The following is a 22,707-nucleotide window of genomic DNA, read 5'->3' on the forward strand; positions in this document are numbered from 1 at the left end:
GGTCGATGTCGCCTTCAAGATCGGTGTCGTTGCTGAGCACGTCGATGACCACTGGTTGACCAAGTGTGCCGGTTTGGCGATCATCTGTTACGAGGGGCGCAGTACCCTCTTCCGTATTGCTGTCATCGTGTCTGCTATTACTACTTCCACTCGCCAGTAATCCAACCAGTCCAATACCAGCAGCAGCAGGTATCCACCACGGTATCGCAGCTGCTACATATTCTTGACCACCTAAAGCTTGACCTTCTACATCGCCTATATTTAACTGAGTCACGTAATCATAGGTTTCACCAGTATCTGGGATATAGTAGTAATACTCACCATCTTCGGCAATACCAACCAATGCACTATCTGCGCTATCGTAAAAACCTTCTATAATAAGGTCACTATCTTTACCTTCCTTTTCAAACGATACGTGAAGGTCGTTTTTTATCCGTTTAGTAACAATATGATTAGGAGCCCGGTTAATAGATTTGTCATGAAACTCATAGTTTACTTTGTCTACGGCTTTAATGACGGTAGGTGTACCATCTTTAGTTATGATCTCTATTTGGCTTATAGTCTGAGTGGCATCATTCGTTTTTACGACAATAGCATTCATTTTTTTACCTTTTATTTTTTTAGTTGCAACAATACTGTTTGAATTTTTTATGGCCTAATTTACTTATGACAAATTCGTTTTTCTATCAGTTATTTGAACGCTCTTCCACAACAGCAATAACACGGCGGTTAAGCTGACGACCTTCTACTGTTTCGTTACTAGCTCTTGGCTGTGACTCACCATAACCAACAGCACTGAGACGTTCAGAATCTACACCGAATTGAGTGATTAACACTTCTTTTACAGCGTTCACTCGACGTTGTGATAGAGCTTGGTTATATTGCTCACTTGCCCGACTATCGGTATGACCTTCAATAGTAACAATGGTGTTTGGATATTGAGTCATGAACTCTGCGACTTCAGAAATTTTAGAGTAGTATTCAGGCTGAACAATAGCTTTGTCAGTTTCAAACAATACTTCAAGCTCGATTGTCACTTTCTCTGCCAAGACAGGTACTACTGGTGCTGTTTCTAGTGGCTCAGATACTACAGGAGCTGCACAATTAGGCACTACTCGGCTAATTTGATGATTTTGATAGCGTTTGGTTTCTAATAATTGTAATGCACTGTCAGCAGTTATTTCTTCGAGTGTACTTTTTCCTGTATCATCCATATCAACGTAGAAGAAGTATGTTTGACCACCATCAAGCTGATAGTCTTTTTTATCTGCTAATAAGTTATTGTCTTTAAAACCAGTAGCATGAGCACTTAACTGGTTTGTACCAACGCAAGAGTTAACAGCTGTATAATTACCAGGGTGTAGGCTTACTTGATATCTATTATTAACAGAAATATTAGCACTAGTTTGCTCTAAATCATCGTCATTTTTACGAATAAATATCAATCTTGTTTGATCGGTATTAACTTCTGTTGCTAGTAGCTTGCGAACGTCTGTGTCGACTTGATTGTTCCACGTGACATTGCCCACTCTACGACTGTCGCCCTCGTTATCAATTCCACTATTGCTTATAGCAGCGCATCCAGATATACCGAGCAAAATAGTGGGTAAAATAATAGCTGCGATAGTGTTCTTAAATACTCTTTCCATTATAGATTCCTAATTGATAATTTCTTTGAGACAATGTGTTTGTTCTTGCTCGGATACCGCCTAAATATAGTTTATCTTTTAACAAAATAGTCGATAATTCGGACTTGATTTTTACTTACTAGAGAACTTTTGTCTTTTTATAACGCGGTAGAGTTCATTCGGATAAAAAATGACCTGTTTTTATTAATTGATAGTAATTTAAGTGTTTTGTAAAGTCAACTTCATAGAATTCAGTTTAAAACCTTCTGATGCAGCGTTTTAAACTGTTACTTCACATGAGAAATCTAGATTTCAATTTATATTAATCGTTGATTACTATAGGAATAATACTACATCATCCATCTGACGCTGCAAAAAATTAGTCAACCGTTTTTCACAGAAACAATTTGTGTTTTGTAATCTATTAACTATATCCAATTCCTTAAAAAACGATTGTTATTATTGAATATATATAATAAAAGTTATTCTTTTTGTAAGAGAGTCGATAGATGGAAAGTAATCAAACTTACAAATAGATTAAGTGTATATCTGTCATATTTTTCTGAATACTTAATATGTTCCAAAATCAGTCATCATGGTATTTCGTTTCTAATTTTACTAGCATTAATGTTTGCAGCAACGAATGCATGTAGGGTATAGTTTTCATTTTGAACGTTTAATCAATATAGACTATAGTTAGATAGCCTTATCACTAGCATTACCAGTGATAGTCGAGTAGCACTTAGAGACTCACCTCTAATAGACTATCTAACACCAGTGCCAGAATGCAGTGTTATTTTTCTAACCCAAGGATGATATATGAAAAAACTTAGGACGCCTGATTCGTGTTTTGCTAACTTGCAAGATTACGATTTTGAACCGAACTATTTGATGGTCGATGATACAGAAGGTGGTGAGCTGCGAGTACATTACCTTGATGAAGGTCCAAGCGACGCCGACCCCATCTTGTTATTACATGGTGAGCCTTCTTGGTCTTATCTGTATCGCAAAGTCATTCCCATACTAACAGCAGCAGGACACCGCGTTATCGCGCCAGACCTTCCTGGGTTTGGACGTTCAGACAAACCTGCATCACGTACTGACTACACTTATCAGCGCCATGTCGATTGGATGCAATCGGTGCTTGATCAATTGGATTTAAAAAATATCACACTGTTTTGTCAAGATTGGGGCGGTTTAATCGGTCTACGTTTAGTAGCAGCGCATCCTGATAAATTCGATCGTATCGCAGCAGGCAACACGATGCTACCGACTGGAGATCATGATCCTGGCGAAGGCTTTCGCAAGTGGCAGAAGTTCTCTCAAGAGACGCCGCAATTTAATGTAGCAGGCGCCATTAAAAGCGGTACCACAACGACATTGTCTCAAGCCGTACTGGATGCTTACGATGCACCCTTCCCTGATGAGTCCTATAAAGAAGGTGCTAGACAGTTTCCTATCCTAGTGCCTACGACACCCGATGATCCTGCTTCAGAAAACAACCGTGCAGCTTGGGTCGTGCTAAGCAAATGGACCAAGCCATTTATCACATTGTTTAGTGATTCTGACCCCGTAACTGGTGGCGGCGATCGCATCATGCAAAAGCTGATTCCTGGTACCAAAGGCCAAAATCATACGACTATCACTAATGGGGGTCATTTCCTGCAAGAAGACCAGGGTGAAACGTTGGCTGAGCTTCTGCTGAAGTTCATCAATGACAATCCGAAAGCACAGTAATAGATAACAAAAACCCTGACTGCTAATGTACTAGCAATCAGGGTTTTTAGTAATACTATGATGATTGGTTAACGACAAAAGGCGCGAGCTGTCATAACTAAAAAATCTGCTTTTTATACAGCCTTGCTATACGATATTTTTAAAAATATCATCGATATACTTCTCTACTGCATCATTGTCATTAGTGACCTGCGCATAAGTCCTGAGACCTATAATTTGAATTTGGAAATAACGCGCCAGCTCAACTGGATCTTTTTCTGCGCTAATCTCACCGCTATCAATGGCTTGTCCAAAGAGCACGGCAAACGACGCCTCTATACCTTCCAATATATTCGTCGCATGTGCGAGCAAATCTGGACTATCGTTTTGAGTAAGCTCAGCGACTGTCTTGACGATCATGCACATACCACTAGGCGCAGTAGCGCTATTACAAACAATCACTGTATGGATAAAATATTTTAAGCCATCCAGCACTGTGTCTTTTTGCTCAATACAGTCGGCCAATCTCTTGGCACCATCTGCAGCATAGCGATTCAGTGACTCTGTAAATAGTTTATCTTTACTACCAAAAGCTGCGTAAATACTACCTGGGTGCATATTCACCACATCTTGCAAATTGCGCATTGATGTCGCGTGATAGCCTTTTTCCCAATAGAGATTTTTTGCTTTTTCGATCACATCCTCACGATTGAACTTTATCGGAGCACTCATAATTTTCACCTTAATATCTTTGCCTTAAAATCTATTTTAAGGCAAAGTTTGTAGAATCAACCTTAGTTACTGGTTTTAATCACTTTTTATATTATAAGACTTATTAAGTCTCTTTGCTTCGATTAACTGTTTTTATCAAAGTTTTGCGGATAAAGCGCACGTGCAGCAACGTCATCAAACTCAGTTTTGAAATCAATACCTTTAGGAATATCACGGGCTTTTTGTACCGCTGGACGAGCATTAATGCTATCAAACCAGCGCTTTAGATTCGGATAGTTATCCAAGCCGCCTTCGCCTAGCACAACTGTCGACTTATCAATCCAGCCCCAAGTAGAAATATCAGCGATTGAGTAACTATCACCAACCATATATTCACGACCTTCTAGGTGTGTATCTAGCACTTCATAATGACGCTCAGCCTCACGAAGGTAGCGATTAATCGCATACGGGATTTTCTCTGGCGCTTTATGTCTAAAGTGAACAGACTGACCAGAAAAAGGGCCCAATCCAGATGCCACAAACATTAGCCATGACAGCATCTCGCTACGATCTTCTGGTTGTCCTGCCAGCTTTCCTGTTTTTTCAGAAAGATACATCAAGATAGCTGTAGAATCAAACACGCGTTTGCCATCATCTTCTAGCGCAGGCGTTTTGCCGTTTGGGTTAATAGCGCGGTACTCAGGTGTATGCTGCTCACCTTTTAACGTATCTACTGCCACAAGTTCATAAGGCAGCCCAGTTTCTTCAAGAAACAATGCTACTTTCATTGGATTTGGCGTTTGATGAAAATAAAATTTAAGCATAACTTTATCCTATTAGAAGACAGTCGTCTAATGACTATCAAATCTGGTGACTATATTCATTCCACTATAAAAATATTACTGCGTTAACCTCGCTTGAAGTATTAAATATACATCTACGTTCGGTTGCCTTGTACTACTTTTAAATTGAATCGACTATATACTAATGACTATAAAAGCTGTAATGAGATAACAAAAATAGACGTCGAAATTTGAAGCACATTTTTATTGTCTGATATACACTATAACCACAAATGAACGGTCGTTCAAGTAATGTTATATATTGATATAATAAACACAGTGTCGATATAACTCTGTTCGCATATAGACTCTTTTACCAACAATCATCCTCAAAACCCATCTAACCATCACACCAATTTAAAGGATTAGAAATGACTAAATTAACCGTCATCGCCCATATAAAAGCAAAAGTCGATAGCATCGCTCTCGTAAAAGCTGAGCTCGAAAAACTCATACCAGCTACTCGCAGCGAAGAAGGCTGTGTTCGTTATGATTTGTTCCAAGACAATGAGAAACCCACTCACTTTATGTTTCATGAAAGCTGGGCCACCCGCGAGCTATGGCAAATCCATATGGAAAACCAACATCTAAAAGACTTTTCCGCCGCAACAGAAGGCGCGGTTGAATCACTCGTTCTACATGAGATGACAGAAGTTAATTAATCTCGATTCATTCAGTCATTTCAATAAGCATTAGTATTTTGGCGGAACTGAAATAAAAAGGAGAGCTTATCTCTGCTCTCCTTTTTCAATATTATCTTTACGCAACGACCCGACAGTTCGATAAGCTTTGTCCGTAACACTAGAGAAAATAACGTTATTAATGCTAACAATCACTTTTTTACCGTTATTTTCTCTTACTACTTACATAGTGTTACCTTATTAAGATACTGATCTTAATAGAATAATATGAATTAAGCAGAGTAATGTAATTGATCCATTACAATTTACTTGAACGATTACTCAAATAATTATTGAGCGATTGCTCAATATCATTTATAGTAGTCTCTATTGACTCGTTGACTAAGCAAAGTTGCTAATTTTGAGTAAATACTCAAGCCAATAATTGAATGTAAATCAGCGATTGCTTTGAAGCGAGCATGAAAACTCTAAAACACATTAAATCTCAAACCTATTATTAGGAATTATATTATGACCGAATTTACTCTACACGATAAAGACACAGCCCCAGCAGAAAGCAAAGACTTACTTGATTCTTCTATCAAAGCATTTGGCATGGTACCTAACCTACACGCCGTGATGGCTGAAGCACCTGGCTTGCTAGAAGGCTACCAAAAGCTACATCAACTGTTTTTAGACAGCAGTTTTGATGATGAAGAGACCACTGTTGTATGGCAGACTATCAACGTTGAACATGCTTGCCATTACTGTGTACCTGCGCATACTGGTATTGCAAAGAGCATGAAAGTAGATGACGCTATCACGGATGCATTACGTGATGAAACGCCACTACCAACTGCACGTCTAGAAGCGCTACGTGACTTCACACTATCTGTAGTCCGTAATCGTGGTAACGTTGATGACAGCGCGGTTCAAGCATTTTTAGATGCAGGCTACACTAAGCGCCAAATTCTTGAAGTTATCCTTGGTGCTGCTCAAAAAGTAATGAGCAACTACACGAATCACCTAGCTAATACCCCAGTCGACAAACCATTCCAGAAATTTGAGTGGCACAAAGCTGACTAATATATTTTTTAGCTAACGCTGACACAGTCCATTTGATGTTTTCATACTGTTGTTCGAAACATCTTCGGGCAGCAGTTTTTCATTTTAATTTATCGCTAATGAGAGATCCTATGGAACAGGCAAAAAAAACCTTACAAATAGACATCGTGTCAGACGTTGTGTGCCCTTGGTGCGCTATCGGTTATAGCCAATTGGCCGCGGCATTAAAACAAACCAACACGCCGCACGAGATTCATTGGCACCCATTTGAGTTAAATCCTAATACGCCGCACGAAGGACGAAACTATCGTGAGCATATTATGGAGAAGTACGGTACAACTGCTGAGGACGTTAAAGAGAACCGAGCTAGAATGACAGCAGCAGGTGCAGAAGCTGGATTCAATTTTCAGTTTACCGACGAGTTTCGTACCTACAATACTTTTAACGCGCATCAGTTGCTGCATTGGGCTGATCAGCAAGGACGTATGCACGACCTAAAACAAGCATTGTTCGTTGCACATTTCGTTGATAATAAAAACGTGGCTGATAGTACCGTACTGGCAGACGTCGCAGCAGATATTGGGCTCGATCGTGTTGAGGCGCTTGCCGTTATCGCAGATCAACGCTTTGCCAATGTGATACGTGAAGCCGTACAGCACTCAAAGCAGCAAGGTGTTCAAAGCGTACCATCCGTTATCTTTAACGGTCAGCATCTAGTGAGCGGCGCGCAAGGTGTAGAAAACTACAAAAACATCTTAAAGCAACTAGCAGACATGCCAGAATAAAAACAATAAACTGGATCTGATTTACCAATTACCCCCTACTGAGCACAGTATATAAAAAGGTATCATCATTATGTCAAACTCTAATCATTACGAGCCACCCAGCGTCTGGACATGGGATGCAGAAAGCGGCGGCAAGTGGGCAAGTGTCAACCGCCCTATCGCTGGTCCAACGCATGAAGCAGAACTACCTCGCGGTAAACACCCTTTGCAGATCTACTCAATGGGCACCCCTAACGGCCAAAAAGTCACCATTATGGTCGAAGAGTTACTGGCGTTAGGGGTGACAGAAGCTGAGTACGACGCTCACCTGATTCAAATTGGTGAAGGTGGACAGTTCTCATCAGGTTTCGTTGAGCTAAATCCGAACTCAAAAATTCCTGTGCTTTTGGATACAGAGACTGGTAGCCGTGTGTTTGAGAGTGGCGCTATTTTATTCTATCTTGCCGAAAAATTCGGAAAACTACTGCCTAAAGATGCAGCAGCACGTACTGAAGTGATGAATTGGCTTTTCTGGTTACAAGGTTCTGCCCCTTACTTGGGTGGCGGTTTTGGACATTTCTACTTTTATGCACCAGAAAAGTTTGAGTACCCTATCAATCGATTCACGATGGAAGTAAAACGCCAGTTAGATGTACTAGAACGAGAGCTTGCAGAAAATCGTTATCTAGGTGGTGATGAGTATACGATTGCAGATATCGCCACTTGGCCTTGGTATGGCAATCTAATACTAGGCGAAGCATACAATGCAGGAGAGTTCCTGCAAGTTGAGAGCTATCCAAATGTACGCCGCTGGGCAACTGAGATTTTAGAGCGTCCTGCTGTGCAACGTGGTCGCAAGGTAAACCGCACTTGGGGTGAACCTGCTGAGCAACTACACGAGCGTCATGACGCCTCTGATTTTGAGCTAAAAACTCAAGATAAACTAGATGCTCAAACAACTGAAGAAGCGAAAAAATAGACGCTTTGTCTATGACTTACTAGCTTACTTAAGTAGTCTTATTGAGCGATTTTAAAGGTAATGTTAACTTTTCCTGTTACTACTTGGGACTACTGTAAACGTCCAGTACTTTTGCACTTAAGACTGCTACTGTAAGGCTGTTAAATATCAACTAACCATAAAAATACTATTAAAAAGGATAAGAACTATGTCAACAGATTATGCTCAAAAAATTCAAGCCGGTACTACGTTTCCTGAAATGGAAGTACAAGTATTAAACGATAAAATGACTTCATTAGGCAAACCTGAACACGGTCATGACTGGAAACTAGTCGTTGTATACCGTGGTAAGCATTGCCCAATTTGCACAAAATATCTAAATACCTTAGAGACAGTAAAACAATCTTTTTATGACGTCGGTGTCGATATCATTGCAGTATCTGCAGACAGCAAAGAGCAGTTAGAAGGTCATCTAGATCAAATAGATGTTAGCTTCCCTATGGCTTATGGTCTGACTATCGAGCAGATGAACACGCTAGGTCTATATATCTCTGACCCACGTTCAGAAAAAGAAACTGATCATCCTTTCGCTGAGCCTGCTGTGTTCGTTATCAATGCTGAAGGAAAAGTGCACATTGTCGATATCTCAAATGCACCGTTCTCTAGACCAGATCTTGAAGCCTTGGCAAACGGTTTGGCTTTTGTTAGAAATCCAGAAAACAACTACCCTATTCGTGGTATGCACGGCTAATTGATATAGTAAATATAGAGTATTGATTCACTCGATTATTTAGCTGATCAATATCTAACCAGTTAAATTGCAAAGGGCGTATCGAGATAATTCTTGATACGCCCTTTTTTTATTTGTTGATAACTTAACTGCTATCAAACGCAGTCGCTTCATATTTAACTTCATTAGTATTTGCTCAATATTAATGTGTGAGTAGCACTGTTAATTTACAAAAAGAAGTTCTAGACGAAACTCATAGACTAGCCAGCCTATAAGGGCTATATTTGAGCTCGAAATATTATCATAAACATTTTCCCTTTTAAGTAATCTGTATTTCCTTTTTTATCGGTTTATTTTTATAAATAAAACAGACTGTGTTTATGGTTTGATTTGCCTCTCGTTTCGGCTAAATCTTGATACGATTGTACGTTATGATTTATCAATGCTGTTTATTATTTGTTGTTAACACTCGTACACTGAGATTGATTTCTGCTAAAATCATGCAGCAACATTATCAATATCTCATCATAGGTATGAGTAAAAGGATTCGATATGCGATTGAAATCAATCGTTCAAAAACTACATGAACGCGCTCCAAAATTGGGCAAAGCTGCCTCACTGACGACAGCAACCAGTGTTATTACTTTTAATAGTATGTTAGCTGGGCTACCTGTTTGGGTAATGGGTGCTACCAAGGCTATCACTGGTGCTGCCATCGCTGACAAAGCCGTTATCGATGTGACGAACTATTGGATCAATAGTAACAATGCATTGATCGATAACGTATTACCGCGCAAAGATTGGCGTATTAATTTGCCTGATGATGTGCATACCAACGGTAAGTATCTACTGGTGAGCAATCATCAGTCATGGGTTGATACCAGTATCGTGCAATATATCAGCGAAAAACGTTTGCCATTGACGCGTTTTTTTACCAAGTTTGAGCTCATATACATCCCTGTCATTGGTCAGGCTTTCTACTTTCTCGACTTTCCTATGATGCGTCGACATTCAAAAGAAGCCATCGCTAAAAACCCTGCACTAAAGGGTAAGGATATCGAAGAAGCGAAACGAGCGTGTGCGTTGCTCAAGGACAAGCCTTTTACGCTATTGAACTATCTAGAAGGGACTCGCTTCACCCCTAGCAAACATGATAAACAAGAATCCCCTTATACGCATTTACTTAAACCACGCGCTGGCGGGTTATCACTGGCTATGAGTGCCTTAGGGGAAGAGATTGATGGGATTTTGGACATGACGATTGTCTACCCTGATGGTGTACCCACTTATAGCGATCTATGGAAAGGCAATATCAAACGTTTAGGCGTCGATGTGCGACATATTGAGATACCCAAAGACCTATTTACTGCGATCAAAAACGGCGGCTATGAAACAGATGAGGCTATAAAAGCACAGATGTTTGAATGGGTAGAGCAAATATGGCATCAAAAGGATCAGCTAATCACAGAAATGCTGGCTGACTTTGAGAACAGTTAATTTGAGACCAATGACCTTTAGGACAACGACTCTGGAAATAGAGACTCTGAAATTAAAGATAATACTGAACAGGCTTAGCCGATTCTCTCTACCAACAATCCCAATTATTTGATAACCTCAAGGTGTGTCACACGTGTACTAATATGATAAAGGTAAAGCCATATAATGATGAAGTTCCGCGAAAAATGGTTTTGGGCATTGTGCCTTGCAGTATTAGTACACGTTGGGGTTTTCTTTATTTTCTATCTCAACACTCATCAGACGGATTCAGTAGAAGTAGCTGATAGCCAAACGAACTCGACTGAACCTATTGCTATCAACAATGTAGATCTACCTGAAAAGGTCTATACCACTACTGTCACCAGCACTAAGACATCTAATGACACTAACGACAGTATAGAAGACACGGTCAATAAAAAATCTGAGATTGGTAATGAGCCTGAAGCATCTCAGCTAACAAGTAGTGATGAGCAAACAGCCAACGTGGAAAGCAGAAAATCACCCTCTTCTTCAACTGCCAATAACATCGATAATAAGCCCAAAAAACCAGCTTCTACATCGATAGAATCACCTCAAGCAAACAAAACTCCTCCGCAAAAGGACAGGACACAAAATGCTCAAACAGTTAGCAATACCCAGTCTATAGTTGCGAACACTGATGATAAATTAGAAGAAATTAAAAACAATGCAAGCTTGCTGGATATAGACGTCCCTGCTCAAAAAAGTAACGTCAAAATAGATAAAGACTATCTTTCAGCAAAATCTGAAGTGGAAGCGATAAACGATCAATTGAGTGCGGCTATCAACGAAGTCAAAAAGCGTAACCAGCAGAAAATTGATGAGCAACAACAGTTAAGAAATGAGGCGAATAACCAAAGACTTCCTGAAGATTCTAATTGATATTAGAATACTTATGGTTGGTTATCCAATTAGACCCAGTGCTTTTATATAAAAAAACCCCAGCAATTAACTGGGGTTTTTATTATCTCGTCAATAAACGTTCAATATTAAGCTGTTAGCGCTCACCCAAACCTTCTGATAAGGTTTTGGTAATTGGCTTAGTCAAATAAGACAATACCGTACGCTCCATCGCTTTGATATCGACGGAAGCTGTCATACCAGGTTTGATGACAATCTCATCACCGCGCCCCTTAAATTCAGCACCATTAATCACAATTAAAACACGGTAGTAAGGCTCTTCGCCTTTAGGTGTTTGCTCCATTAGCGTGTCTGGACTGATATAGTTGACTGTCCCTTTCATGGCTCCAAAGATAGAGTAATCATAAGCATCAAGCTTAACGGTCGCTTCTTGACCTTCTTTGACATAAGCAATATCAGCGGGACTGACCTTGGCATCTATAACCAAGTCACTACTGGTCGGTAGAATCTGCATGATGACTTCGCCGGGCTTGACGACACCGCCAATAGTGGTCACGTTGATGTTTTTAATTTTACCTTCTGTGGGAGCCATTAAGCGTTTCTCTTCAAGTACTTGCGCCCGATCTCGCAATTGCTCAAGCTCTGTATCTAGCTCTTCTTGAGCCTTTGTCATTTCAGCCTGTGCTTCTTCGAAGTACTTATTACGCTTGTTATTAATCTGCGCTTCGATATCAGCAACTTGGCGGCTGAGCTTGATGACATCAGCTTGACTGACATCGCCATACTTTAATAAAGGCTCATTCATACGCAATTCTTGACGCGCCAACACTAGCATTTTCTCAAGGGAAGAGACTTCCTCGTTGATAGCTTGACGACGTCTATTGTATAGCGCCCTTTGGTTTTGCACGTACTCAGGATAGTCCTGTACCCCTTTAGGAAATACCAACGGTTTTTCAAAAATCTCAGCATTTAGTCTTGCTAGCTTAGCAGTTAGCGCAGCCGTCTTAGAAGCGGAATTATCAACAGCTGCTTTAGCACGCTCTTCCTCCAACACTACCAATAATTGACCTGCCTTAACCTCTTCACCTTCTGTGACAGCCAGCTGAGTTAATACGCCGCCTTCTGACGCTTGGATTTCTTGCGTTCGAGCACTGGCGATTACCGTTGCTTGCGCACGGGTCACTTGGTCAATCTTGGCAAATGATGCCCAAATAATTAAAGTGACGATCCCGATTAATGCTATCCAAATACTCAACCTTGAACGATTAACTTGGGGTTTAGTGGGTGTGTACTTATACTCTGACATGCCTACTTCCCTTGATCGTCTGTTGAATGTTTAGCACTGATGGGTTTTATGCTGATGTTTCTTACTCTAGAGGTAGCAGGCTTATTTTCGTCGGCACCTTCTTTTGACGGTTGACTGGTTTTATCAACGATTCTATCTTTTTGCTGCACGGTAGTTTTATTTTTTGCTTGATCGTTTTTTCTGAGCTCATCAAGTACAACTTGTTTTGGACCGTCGATAATAATACGCTGGTTATCCATAATGATCAGACGATCTACCAAGTCTAGCAATGCTGTCTTGTGGGTCGACACAATAAACGTCTGCCCTTTCGTCAACTCCTGACGTAGCACTTGTAGGCAGCGCTGCTCTTGTCGATTATCCATGGAAGCCGTCGGCTCGTCTAGCAAGAACACATCAGGTTTGGTCAATAATAAACGGGTAAATGCCACCAGTTGCTTTTGTCCACCTGATAGTCCTTTGCCGCCTTCACTGATCGGTAGGTCAAGACCGCTTGAATGACTGGATACTAAGTTGATTAGCCCTGTCCTATTTAGAGTCTCTTGAAGGACATCGTCATTGGGCGCTGCCATACCGATTAACAGGTTCTCACGCAGCGTTCCTTGGAACAATCGATGGTCTTGCTGCAGATAACCCAAGCGCTCACTAAGTGTCTCACGGCTGATCTGATGTATATCAAGTCCGTCTAACAACACGCGTCCTTCCGTTGGTGCATACAGTCCTGCCAGCACCTTAAGCAAGGTAGATTTACCTGAACCAATAGGCCCAAGTATCGCTATACGCTCTCCTGGTTTAATCGATAGTTGCGGAACCGTAATGGCTGGTCGATCGTTGCCTTGGTAATTGAAAGACAATCCATCGCACTGATACGCGCCTTTTATATGCGTAGGCGATAATGGATACGCAACGCCTTGGTTGTCTTGCTCTAGTGCAAACAGACTTTCAATATTCATTTTGGCCGCTTTGGCATGAGCGTACTGTACTAGCAGATTGGGTATCGCCATAACAGGCGCTAACACTCTACCACCAAGTATCGAGCAGGCAATCAGTCCGCCCATTGTCATATCACCTTGCATGACGACAAACGACCCGACTATCACGATACCAACGTAGCTTACTTGCTGTAGCATCTGCGTAAAATACGTTAAGTTGTCATTGGCATGCTTCATATCCAAATCGTTTTTGATAGTGACATCCATCACATCTAGCCAACGCGAGAGGAACTTCCAGCTGCCTGCCCCGGCTTTTATTGTCTCGACGCCTTCCACAGCTTCTACTAACAGACCTGTCTTATAATAAGAAGCAGTCGCGCCCTCTGATGCAATAGCATCGATACGTTTGCGTGCAATCAGTCCCATCGTAATTGCGATGACCGCCGCTATCACTGGTACAACAGCGACTAATGGCGAGCCAATAAAAGCTATTAAGCTGATAAAAATAATGGTCATGGGCAAATCGACTAAACCAAAAAGCGTGCTCGCCGTAAAAAAGCTACGTACTTGCTCATAACCACGTAGCTGTGCTGCCATAGAGCCAACTGACCCCGGCATTTGATCGATACGTACTTTGAGTAGACGTTGGAACACTTCTCGAGATAGGTACTGGTCTAGACCGACAACGACCTTATCCATGATTCTTGAGCGAGAAAACTTCATAAACGCTTCAAACATAATCACTAAGAAGACGCCACTGGCTAAAATGATCAGCGTGTATTCACTACGCGTTGGTATGACACGGTCATAAACTTGCATAGAAAATAGAGAAACGGCTAATGCCAACATGTTAATCAGAAAAGTGGCGATAACGGCTTCAGCTAAAATACCTTTATAATTACCCAAATCAGACTTTAATAGATCAGAAAATGAGGCCTTGCGCTGCTTAATATGATCTTCTTTTAGACGAATACGCATGACCAAGGTCAACTCTTCGGCACGCGTATGTACCTGCTGGTTTGCTTGTCTAAAGTTCCAGCTTTTTTGCGGCGTTTGGCTGTCAATCACGCCCCAACCTAAATCCGTTCGATACGCTAGTAAGGGCAAAAAAGCGGCATCAGGCTGCTCTAGTATTTCTGGTGTATCTGTTATGCCAATGCCTTGTAATACTGCAATGACACCGCCTAACTCATGAATGCTTTGACCTTGCCTGTCCGATTGCTCACTATGACGTTTGACGACATCATGGAGCCGTATGTTATCTACTGGATAGCCTTGCTGTCCGAGTAAATGCTTAATCGCATCAGTCAGCGTTTCGGTCAGATCAACCTGCTCTGAGTGTTGCAGCTCATGGTGGTCAACAGACTGAGACGGTGTCTTTTGTAATTGTGCACTCATATTAATCGCTTATTTAATATTTTAGATGGTTGCGTATGTAGGATAATTTACGCCTATTTATATGACTTTCTGATTTACTTATTTGTCATATTCTCTTGATCAGTTATCGGCGTAATACTGTAATCATCATTTAACATGAGATACTCACCATTGTTCAAGCTTTGCTCTGCCGTCTCGGGCAGCTTAATATCGATATATTCTTCTGCTGCGTTGTTTCCATAACCGAAATGACTGCTAGCGCTGTTTTTGTCTTGCTTATTGAGCCATTGCTTGACAGAGTTGGCTGGGCTAAACAAAGTCACTGGGTCACGATTATGAGAGAACTGCTGCCACTGCATAATGCCAAAATCTACTTGTAGTCTATAAAATGCACCCAACATTTCTGAGCGAGTTTGTACCAGCTGGACTTGATAATCGTTATGCTCACGGACAGCGTTTAGTACTTCAAGCCATGACTTGCGTCCTGCGATGAATTGCCGGCGATAAGAGCTGACCACAATTTGTGCCCCTGCTACAGCAGCGACCAACGAGGTTTCTCGGTCTTTGGCACTGACAAACTGCTGATACTGTACTTGAATGTTTTCGATAACATTACGGCGTGCAGCTTCTTGGTTTTGCACTAGGCTGTTGACCTCTGCCTGTGAGGCTCGTGCTAGCGCAAAATTGGAAAATCCAGCACCTGGTGCATAGCTCAATCCCACTGAGAACTTACCATCGTTTTCGTTATCCTCATGATAGTAAGCATGCTCATATTGTGCATAAATGGTTGGGTAACGAGCCGCTTGCTGTGCTTCGACACCTTGCTTAGCGGATTCAATTTGGAAGTGTTCTTTTACGACGGTAGGATTGTAAAAGCCAGCTCTATCAAATGCCATTCTTTCAAAGTCAACGGATTGCTGCTTGGCTTGATTTACCAATACCTTAATATTTGGTATGCTCGTGACACTCATCTGAGACAGTGGTTGACCAATGATTTGTTCTAGCCTAGCAGCTGCGATACGTTGCTGCTCAACTGCCGCTTGATAAGATGTTTGCTCTTGCAGGATACGGTTAGTCACCAGATCAAGCTCAATACGAGCTGACACACCTTGGCCAACGCGACGCTGCATCATGGCTTCAAAATCATTCAGCTCTTTTAAATTCTCTACATGGACACTTTGCGTAGCGACAGCTTGGATATAGCTTTGCCAAGCATCAATCGTTGTTTTGGCCACTAGGTTTTGCTGCTCATAGATATACTCTACAGCAGCTTTATCATCGAATATGGCTTGATTGACATCTGCGGTGAGCTTACCCCCTGTCCATAGGGGCTGGCGAATGGTCACCTCTGAGACAAAGTCATTGTCTCTATCGTAACCTGAGCTTACGCTTGGTGTTGGTAAAAGATTTAATTTGGCCGCATTAATTCCCTCGGTTGTTGCTTGTTGACTCGCTCGAGCAGACCCCACTAAAGGATGCGTTTGAATTGCCTGCGCCACTAGGCTATTGATTTGGAAATCTGCTACTGCTGCGTGTGAAGTCACTGTAAAACATATACCAGTCGCCAAAGCGGTCATAAAATGGCGCACTGAAATATTACGAAGTAACTGCTTACGATTTGACGAATTTTTCATATTATTTTTCAGTGATCAGCTCTATGAATGTTTTTTGAATAAATGTTGATCTTTTATGCACTAAACCTTACTAAAACTTACCTTATAAGGCAATAAGATAATAATTTAAATAAAGTCTAACCTGTCATATAAGATAGTCTTAGAACTACTGTTTCGTTGGCCTCAATTCGCCAGTATAGCTCCACACTTAATAAATCATCAGTAAAACTATAACGCTACGTCGAAAAATCAATAGATATTAATTAAATATTTCGTAAAATCAATTTAAGTCTATTACTACTAATAGACTTGGATAATTGAACATAAAAACGTGCGTCTTACTCGCATAAAAATATTGTTTAACATATAGCATAAAATAAGAGTATAGCTACAATATAAGTTTAAGATAGTTCGTAAATAATGGCATACATTAATTGCTATTTGAATGAAGCCTCCCAAGCCGCTCTTTACGGAGTAAACCTACCATAGCTATTCATAATTGCTTTGGAGATGCTATAACATATGTCTCGACTTTCAGCTCCTAAAGTAATACTAAGATAATGCGTGTCATCATCAGTCCAGTAGTTTATAAGATTCGAACCTATACCAACCAAGTTACCTGTCTTCAATCCTAGAACATTCGGATGAGAGTGTATAAGCTTGTTGGTATTAAAAACATTCTTACCGTTGTATTCAAAATACTTGAAAGAACAGTAAGAAGCTATTGCCCCATATTGGCTGATAAGACAGATTTCATATCTTGACTGCCTACTTCTACTGGCTGATTTTTGCCTTCGTTATCTGCATGGATTACATCGTAATTTGACTGGTATTTTTTCGCAGCGAGCTTTGGGTAATTGGCCGTTTTTAAAAAATCAAAGTAACCAATAAGCCCTGATAGATAGTGCTCTACATCATCAATTCGCACTCTGAACGAGTGATGGCGGATAAAAAATCCATGTAAAATCGTTTGCGGGGATTTATAAAACATGGCCATTTCTGGAAAGAAAAAACCATTTATAAGATGATTAGCACGCGCATGCAATGCCTGATAAAACCCTTGAACATCAAAACCTGCTAACACATCATGAAACTCCGGATGCTCATCTAGCTTTAATAGCATTTTATGGAACGCCATGGATAGCTCAAGCAATGTCGGAAAAGTAGTGATACGGTTTTTGATAAAATCGGTATAGCCTGCAATATTGTTGACTGCAAACTGAAAATACTTTTTTTCGGGCTTATAAATGATCAGCTCGTTTGAACAGTAAGACAACCAATGGTCATGTGCTTGATGATGCTTGGCTTCAATGAAATAGTCAAAAGCACGAGTGACACAGTCAAGCCAACGTGCATCTTTGGTCAAGCCATATAAACGCATCATTGCAAATGCTGCCTCACCATCATAATAAATGATTCGATTCTTGGCCTTTAGCGTTAAATCTTTACTATGTAAGACATGTATGAAGCTACCATCATCTTGTTGCATCGCGATGATGCCTAGCGCTAATTGCTCTGCCAACGCATGATAATCATCTGCTTTTGGTGTGCCTCTAAACACTTGCAAATATTTAACGATTGCTAATATCGCAACAGCATTTGCGCCTAACTTAATCTCTCCGCCAGTATCAATCACATACGCTTTGTCATCATAGGTTTGAATAAGTTCCTCAATTAGGTAGCTCATGGCATTATCAATACTAACTTTCATATTAGCCAAAGCAAGCTTAGCCTCATCGTTACGATAGGCGTCAAAACTATGACAAGCTTCATAGCCTTCTATCAGTGCATAAGTGCTACTGGCATGGCGCAGGCTATTATAAGTATCTATCGTGCGGCCAAAACAAGGAAAATATCCATACACATACTGGCCAGAAGGCTGCACCTGTCTGGCTAAATAATTTGTAGACATCTCAATAATAGGCTGAGTCGTCTCTGCCGATAGTGGCAACAACTTACGGTGACCCTTAAAGCGTGGCTGAGTATCAAGGTGATGACATTCACCTGTGTGATCATCTATAAACACACCAGCCGTGTTAAAGCTAATAACGGGTAAATCATCGCTAAATTTTGGAATTTGGCTACTGCCATGGCGCGCTTTTAGATACACGTTCAGATTATTAGCATTAACCCCTGCATGAGAGATCGTGTTACCCTTATAGAGGCAGGCATTGGCATTTAACTCCATTTCGGTTAGCAATAACCATGGCTCGCGCACACCTTCAAATGCAATGCCTGAGCGGTAATAATTGCGTTTGAAGCCCTTTAGACTTTGCTGAAAATTTGACCAAGTAGTGAATGAGACTTGATTGATCCACTCAAGCCTTAGCCAAGCAATAGGATCATCAAACTTCTCTGTTAACTTATCAAGCTTTGCCATTATCACCGGCAATATTTTTTCAAAATCAGAAAAATTATTGGTACTACCTACTTCATCTGTATTTACTAAATGTTCAATAATAAAGGTAATTGTTTTGGCTCTTTTTTGACTATCAGAGACCGACAATATGAAAGTATTGGCCAAATTATCTAACACTATGCCATCTGAGCTGCTTTCTGTTTCGTTATTTAGCTTCGTGAGATGTGACTGCGTCCAGTTATCATAAATAGATGGTAAAAATACTTCTAAATATTTTACTAGAAGATTCGAGTTTATATGTTCATCCATGTCTTTATTGCCCTGTAGCACCTTATGCTTTGTTGTATTTGCATATAAATATACAGCCATTATATTAAGGCTATTTTTTATACTTATTCACTATAGCTCAAAAAAATTAGACAAATATTGTAAAAAACGCCTCCATTTTGGAAGCGTTTTCAAGATAAAAGTTCAACTATTGAATGTTAGATAATGTTGGTAATATCAGTATCGATATAAATCTGTGTAGATGTATCAGCACCTACTTGCCATACATTATATAGCTCATTTTCTGAGGTAATCTGTGCAACATTGGACCAACTATCGCCTTCTAGATCGACTGTATCATCGCTATCACCTCTGATATAGATAGTAGACTCAACATCGCTAACTGCCACATTTAAAGTATTAGCCCCGATGCCACCAATATCAATGATATCAGGCTGCATCATGTCAGCTAAACTAATGACTTGACCTGCGCCCTCAAAGCTTAAAACATCAAGCCCTTCGCTTGAGACAGTCAATGACGTATCAGGAATATCGATAGAAGTTGCATCATCAGCAAGTGTGAAGCTACTGGCACTTACGCGACCTGCAGATGCCCGGCTCTCAGAATCATAGTCGATCGTAATCTCTAGATTTGCAGAAGATGACTCACCATTTGGTGCAGTAATCGTATACTCAAAGATATCTTTATCACCATAAGTACCTGTAAATGTGGCGTTGGCCACATAGTTGTAGCTACCATCCGAATTAATGGTCAATGTGCCATAGCTACCTACTATTTCTGTGCCGTCAATCACAGTTGAGCCATTAACTGTTGATACCACTGTGCCAGTAGCTACCGTATCAGCACCATCAACACCTAAGTCAGTGATAACGTTACCCCCTACCGAGCCGTCAATACTGCCAGCTGGGCTATAGTTAGTAACCACATCGGACACTGTGCTGATGGATAAGCCGCCTAATAAGTCAACGTCTAAAAGCCCCCCGTTGTTACCCAAGGTCACATAATAGGTACCACCACCTTCAAACTCTGGTAATACTAAATTATCGGCGTTCCATCTAGCAGCCAAGACACCATTGCCAACTAACCAGTCTTCTGTTTTGTGTACCAATACAGCATCGTTGCTACCATCTTCAACTCTGTATACCAAAAGATCAAAGTCAATATCTCCAAGACCTAAGAGAGCAGTAAGACCTCCTACGCTTAAGGTAGCAAAGCCAGTGCCATCTACGGTTACTTGCTCAGTCGCATTATTGGGTACCACAAAAGTAAGCCCACTGTTACTACTAAGCAAACTTACCTCTATCGTATCCGAAAGCACGCCAAGATTTAAAAGCCCTCCTACCGTTTTTGTTTGTGTTTCTTGCGTGGTGATGGTGGGCGTGACATTCACATTTAGGGTGGACTCATTGTCTACAGCGGCTGGTGAGGTCGTATCTACTGTAACTGTCACAGCAGGTGCGTTCCCGCTCACATTGTTCACCGCATCTTTGATGTTGTAGCTTAGCTCATACTTAGCATCATCTAAAGGTGTTTGCGGCGTCAAAATATAGCTACCATCGGCGTTTTCAGTGATCACTGCATCAACTACGTTACCATTTACCACTAACTGCAGTGTTTCACCATCACTAAGTACACCAGCAGCAACCTCAAGGCTTGGTGTATTGTCATTTGTGGTGCCATCATCTGCAATGAATTCTGAAGGTATTAGCACATCACCACTGCCGTCATTAGCTACATTGTCTGTAATAGTTGCCGCTGTAACTGGTGCATCAGGGGCCGTAGAGCTGATATCGATCACCAGTTTTGCGGTATCGCTGTTACCTGCTGCACCGTTAGAGATGGTGTACTCAAACACGTCTGTTTCACCTGACGAAGCATAATCACCATTGACCGTGTAAGTATAATCACCATTTTCATCAATCACTAGTACACCGTATTGTCCCTGTATGGTAAATACATTGACACCGTCGACAAGCTGAGACGTTGGCTCTGAAACTATATTATCACTGCTTATGTCCGTCAGCTTAGTGTTGACAGTAACCGTATCCTCACCTGACTCATTCGTTATCGATGCCTCAGGGTCAATCACATTGCCTGTGATAGCTGTACTTGAATCGAAATCATACTCAGTTAGGGTGGCTGTGACATCAGTGGTTTCAAGCAGCGTTAAAGTATTGCTAAGCAATGCTACTGCAACCGCATCCAATACTGGGTCAATCACACCACCAAGCAAAGTGTTCAATACGGTATTGTCTTGAAGCAACGTTACCAACTCATCGACACCCAGCTCATTCGTTACTAGCAATGCAGCTGACAGAATACCTTTGACAGTAGTGCCCAATTGCAAGATAGGGTAATCAGTATTGAGTGAGGTTTCCACTGCATTTAAGACAGCCTCTTGGTTATTTGGACCTAAAACAATGCCTGAGTCACCCAACTCTGCCAACTCCACATCTTGTACTAAAGTGGTTAATGCACTCTCACTTTTGCGCACTACCACAGTGTAATCTCCTGGCTCTAAACCAGATACGACTGCTGTTAACGTGTCATTGCCAGTCAATCCTAATAATTCTAGACCTATTACATCACCTACCAGTGGGTCACCACCAGTCGTACCGACATAAACACGGTCGCCATTACTATTGTAGACTTCGATGTTGACCGCATCCGCTACTGCGACTAGTGCTGTCTGACTAACTTCAATACTGACCGTACCATTAGCGCCTTCACTTACCGTAAAGTCAAGCGTACCATCTGTACCGCTATCGCTTTCGGCGACACCGAGTACGGTGACGCTATCGTTATTTACTGAAGGATAAGTGGTTACTTGTAACTTACCTAAATCGATATTATCTGAGTCATCTTGAGCGATAATGACGGTGGTATCAACCGTCACGCTAACAGCAGGCGCATCATCACTCACGTTACCGGCATCGTCTGTGAGATTGTAACTTAGGTCATGCTCACCATCAGTCAGTGGCGTGGTTGGCGTTAAGGTCACGCTGCCATCGCCATTGGTCACAGAGGTTGAGGGTACAACCACTCCATCAATGACCAATTGCGGGGTGCCGTTAGTTACTTGATCAGCAGGGACGGTCACACTTGGAGTATTGTCGTTAGTGACGCTGCCATCAGTAATGGTTTCTGTAGGGTCAAGCACGTCACCGCTGCCGTCATTGGCGACGTTATCAGTAACAACAGGGGCGTCAGTTGGTGCCGTTGGTACATCCGTGTCCACACTGATGTCTTTGATCGCAGGGGCGCTGAGATTACCAACGGCGTCCGTGGCAGTGGCTGTCAGGGTTTCATCCCCTTCGCTCATGGCAGTGACCTCTGCTGGGCTCACAGCCACACTCCAGTTGCCATCACCATCAACGGTCACAGGATTGCCAATCTGAGTACCTGCTTCATTGGTTAAGGTGAT

Annotated in this window: 17 protein-coding genes; 8 read left to right on the forward strand and 9 right to left on the reverse strand. The window is 41.4% G+C overall.

The window, feature by feature from the left end; translation table 11 throughout:
• On the reverse strand, positions 1-601 hold a 601-nt coding region (locus tag ACHEVO_RS01325; RefSeq protein WP_394123615.1), incomplete at its 3' end, for a hypothetical protein.
• Between the two features lie 85 nt (positions 602-686).
• Complete coding sequence (locus tag ACHEVO_RS01330) at positions 687-1,649, reverse strand: OmpA family protein (protein ID WP_394123616.1); 963 nt, start codon at positions 1,647-1,649, stop codon at positions 687-689.
• A 798-nt stretch (positions 1,650-2,447) separates the two neighbouring features.
• Here ACHEVO_RS01330 and ACHEVO_RS01335 point away from each other — a divergent pair.
• Entirely contained in the window at positions 2,448-3,365 is a 918-nt protein-coding gene (locus ACHEVO_RS01335; RefSeq protein WP_394123617.1) for a haloalkane dehalogenase, read from the forward strand.
• 126 nt (positions 3,366-3,491) lie between these two features.
• Here the strand turns inward: ACHEVO_RS01335 and ACHEVO_RS01340 are convergent, their stop codons facing one another.
• Both ACHEVO_RS01340 and ACHEVO_RS01345 read right to left on the reverse strand, forming a co-directional pair.
• The gene (locus tag ACHEVO_RS01340) at positions 3,492-4,076 is read right to left on the reverse strand and encodes a TetR/AcrR family transcriptional regulator (RefSeq protein WP_165597230.1); all 585 of its coding nucleotides are present in this window, start codon (positions 4,074-4,076) and stop codon (positions 3,492-3,494) included.
• Positions 4,077-4,198: 122 nt separating this feature from the next.
• Complete coding sequence (locus ACHEVO_RS01345) at positions 4,199-4,879, reverse strand: glutathione S-transferase family protein (protein WP_394123618.1); 681 nt, start codon at positions 4,877-4,879, stop codon at positions 4,199-4,201.
• A gap of 389 nt (positions 4,880-5,268) precedes the next feature.
• Here ACHEVO_RS01345 and ACHEVO_RS01350 point away from each other — a divergent pair, with 389 nt between their 5' ends.
• The 7 genes from ACHEVO_RS01350 (at position 5,269) to ACHEVO_RS01380 (ending at position 11,431) form a co-directional block, all read left to right on the forward strand.
• Entirely contained in the window at positions 5,269-5,559 is a 291-nt protein-coding gene (locus ACHEVO_RS01350; RefSeq protein WP_394123619.1) for a putative quinol monooxygenase, read from the forward strand.
• A gap of 489 nt (positions 5,560-6,048) precedes the next feature.
• Positions 6,049-6,603 (forward strand): carboxymuconolactone decarboxylase family protein, encoded by a 555-nt coding sequence (locus tag ACHEVO_RS01355; protein WP_296210931.1) that lies wholly within the window; start codon positions 6,049-6,051, stop codon positions 6,601-6,603.
• 110 nt (positions 6,604-6,713) lie between these two features.
• Entirely contained in the window at positions 6,714-7,367 is a 654-nt protein-coding gene (locus ACHEVO_RS01360) for a DsbA family oxidoreductase (protein ID WP_394123620.1), read from the forward strand.
• Between the two features lie 70 nt (positions 7,368-7,437).
• Positions 7,438-8,325 carry a glutathione-dependent disulfide-bond oxidoreductase gene (gene yghU, locus ACHEVO_RS01365; RefSeq protein ID WP_191113762.1) on the forward strand — a complete coding sequence of 296 codons (888 nt, stop codon included), beginning with the start codon at positions 7,438-7,440 and terminating at the stop codon, positions 8,323-8,325.
• A 187-nt stretch (positions 8,326-8,512) separates the two neighbouring features.
• Entirely contained in the window at positions 8,513-9,055 is a 543-nt protein-coding gene (locus tag ACHEVO_RS01370) for a peroxiredoxin-like family protein (RefSeq protein WP_394123621.1), read from the forward strand.
• Between the two features lie 531 nt (positions 9,056-9,586).
• On the forward strand, positions 9,587-10,531 hold the full coding sequence (locus tag ACHEVO_RS01375) for an acyltransferase (protein ID WP_394123622.1): 945 nt from the start codon (positions 9,587-9,589) through the stop codon (positions 10,529-10,531).
• A gap of 165 nt (positions 10,532-10,696) precedes the next feature.
• Complete coding sequence (locus ACHEVO_RS01380; RefSeq protein WP_394123623.1) at positions 10,697-11,431, forward strand: hypothetical protein; 735 nt, start codon at positions 10,697-10,699, stop codon at positions 11,429-11,431.
• Between the two features lie 115 nt (positions 11,432-11,546).
• On the opposite strand, the gene ACHEVO_RS01385 is transcribed toward ACHEVO_RS01380, so the two are convergent.
• The 5 genes from ACHEVO_RS01385 to ACHEVO_RS01405 all read right to left on the reverse strand — a co-directional run.
• On the reverse strand, positions 11,547-12,716 hold the full coding sequence (locus ACHEVO_RS01385; protein ID WP_201580478.1) for an HlyD family efflux transporter periplasmic adaptor subunit: 1,170 nt from the start codon (positions 12,714-12,716) through the stop codon (positions 11,547-11,549).
• 2 nt (positions 12,717-12,718) lie between these two features.
• Positions 12,719-15,043, reverse strand: a complete 2,325-nt coding sequence (locus ACHEVO_RS01390; RefSeq protein ID WP_394123624.1) for a type I secretion system permease/ATPase — start codon at positions 15,041-15,043, stop codon at positions 12,719-12,721.
• A 74-nt stretch (positions 15,044-15,117) separates the two neighbouring features.
• A complete protein-coding gene (locus ACHEVO_RS01395) occupies positions 15,118-16,599 on the reverse strand; it encodes a TolC family protein (RefSeq protein WP_394123911.1) in 1,482 nt (493 codons plus the stop codon).
• A gap of 757 nt (positions 16,600-17,356) precedes the next feature.
• Entirely contained in the window at positions 17,357-19,303 is a 1,947-nt protein-coding gene (locus ACHEVO_RS01400) for a hypothetical protein (RefSeq protein ID WP_394123625.1), read from the reverse strand.
• 176 nt (positions 19,304-19,479) lie between these two features.
• The coding region (locus ACHEVO_RS01405; RefSeq protein ID WP_394123626.1) for a beta strand repeat-containing protein at positions 19,480-22,707 on the reverse strand (3,228 nt) is incomplete at its 5' end.

The organism is Psychrobacter nivimaris, from assembly GCF_043419765.1.
Taxonomy (GTDB): Bacteria; Pseudomonadota; Gammaproteobacteria; order Pseudomonadales; family Moraxellaceae; genus Psychrobacter.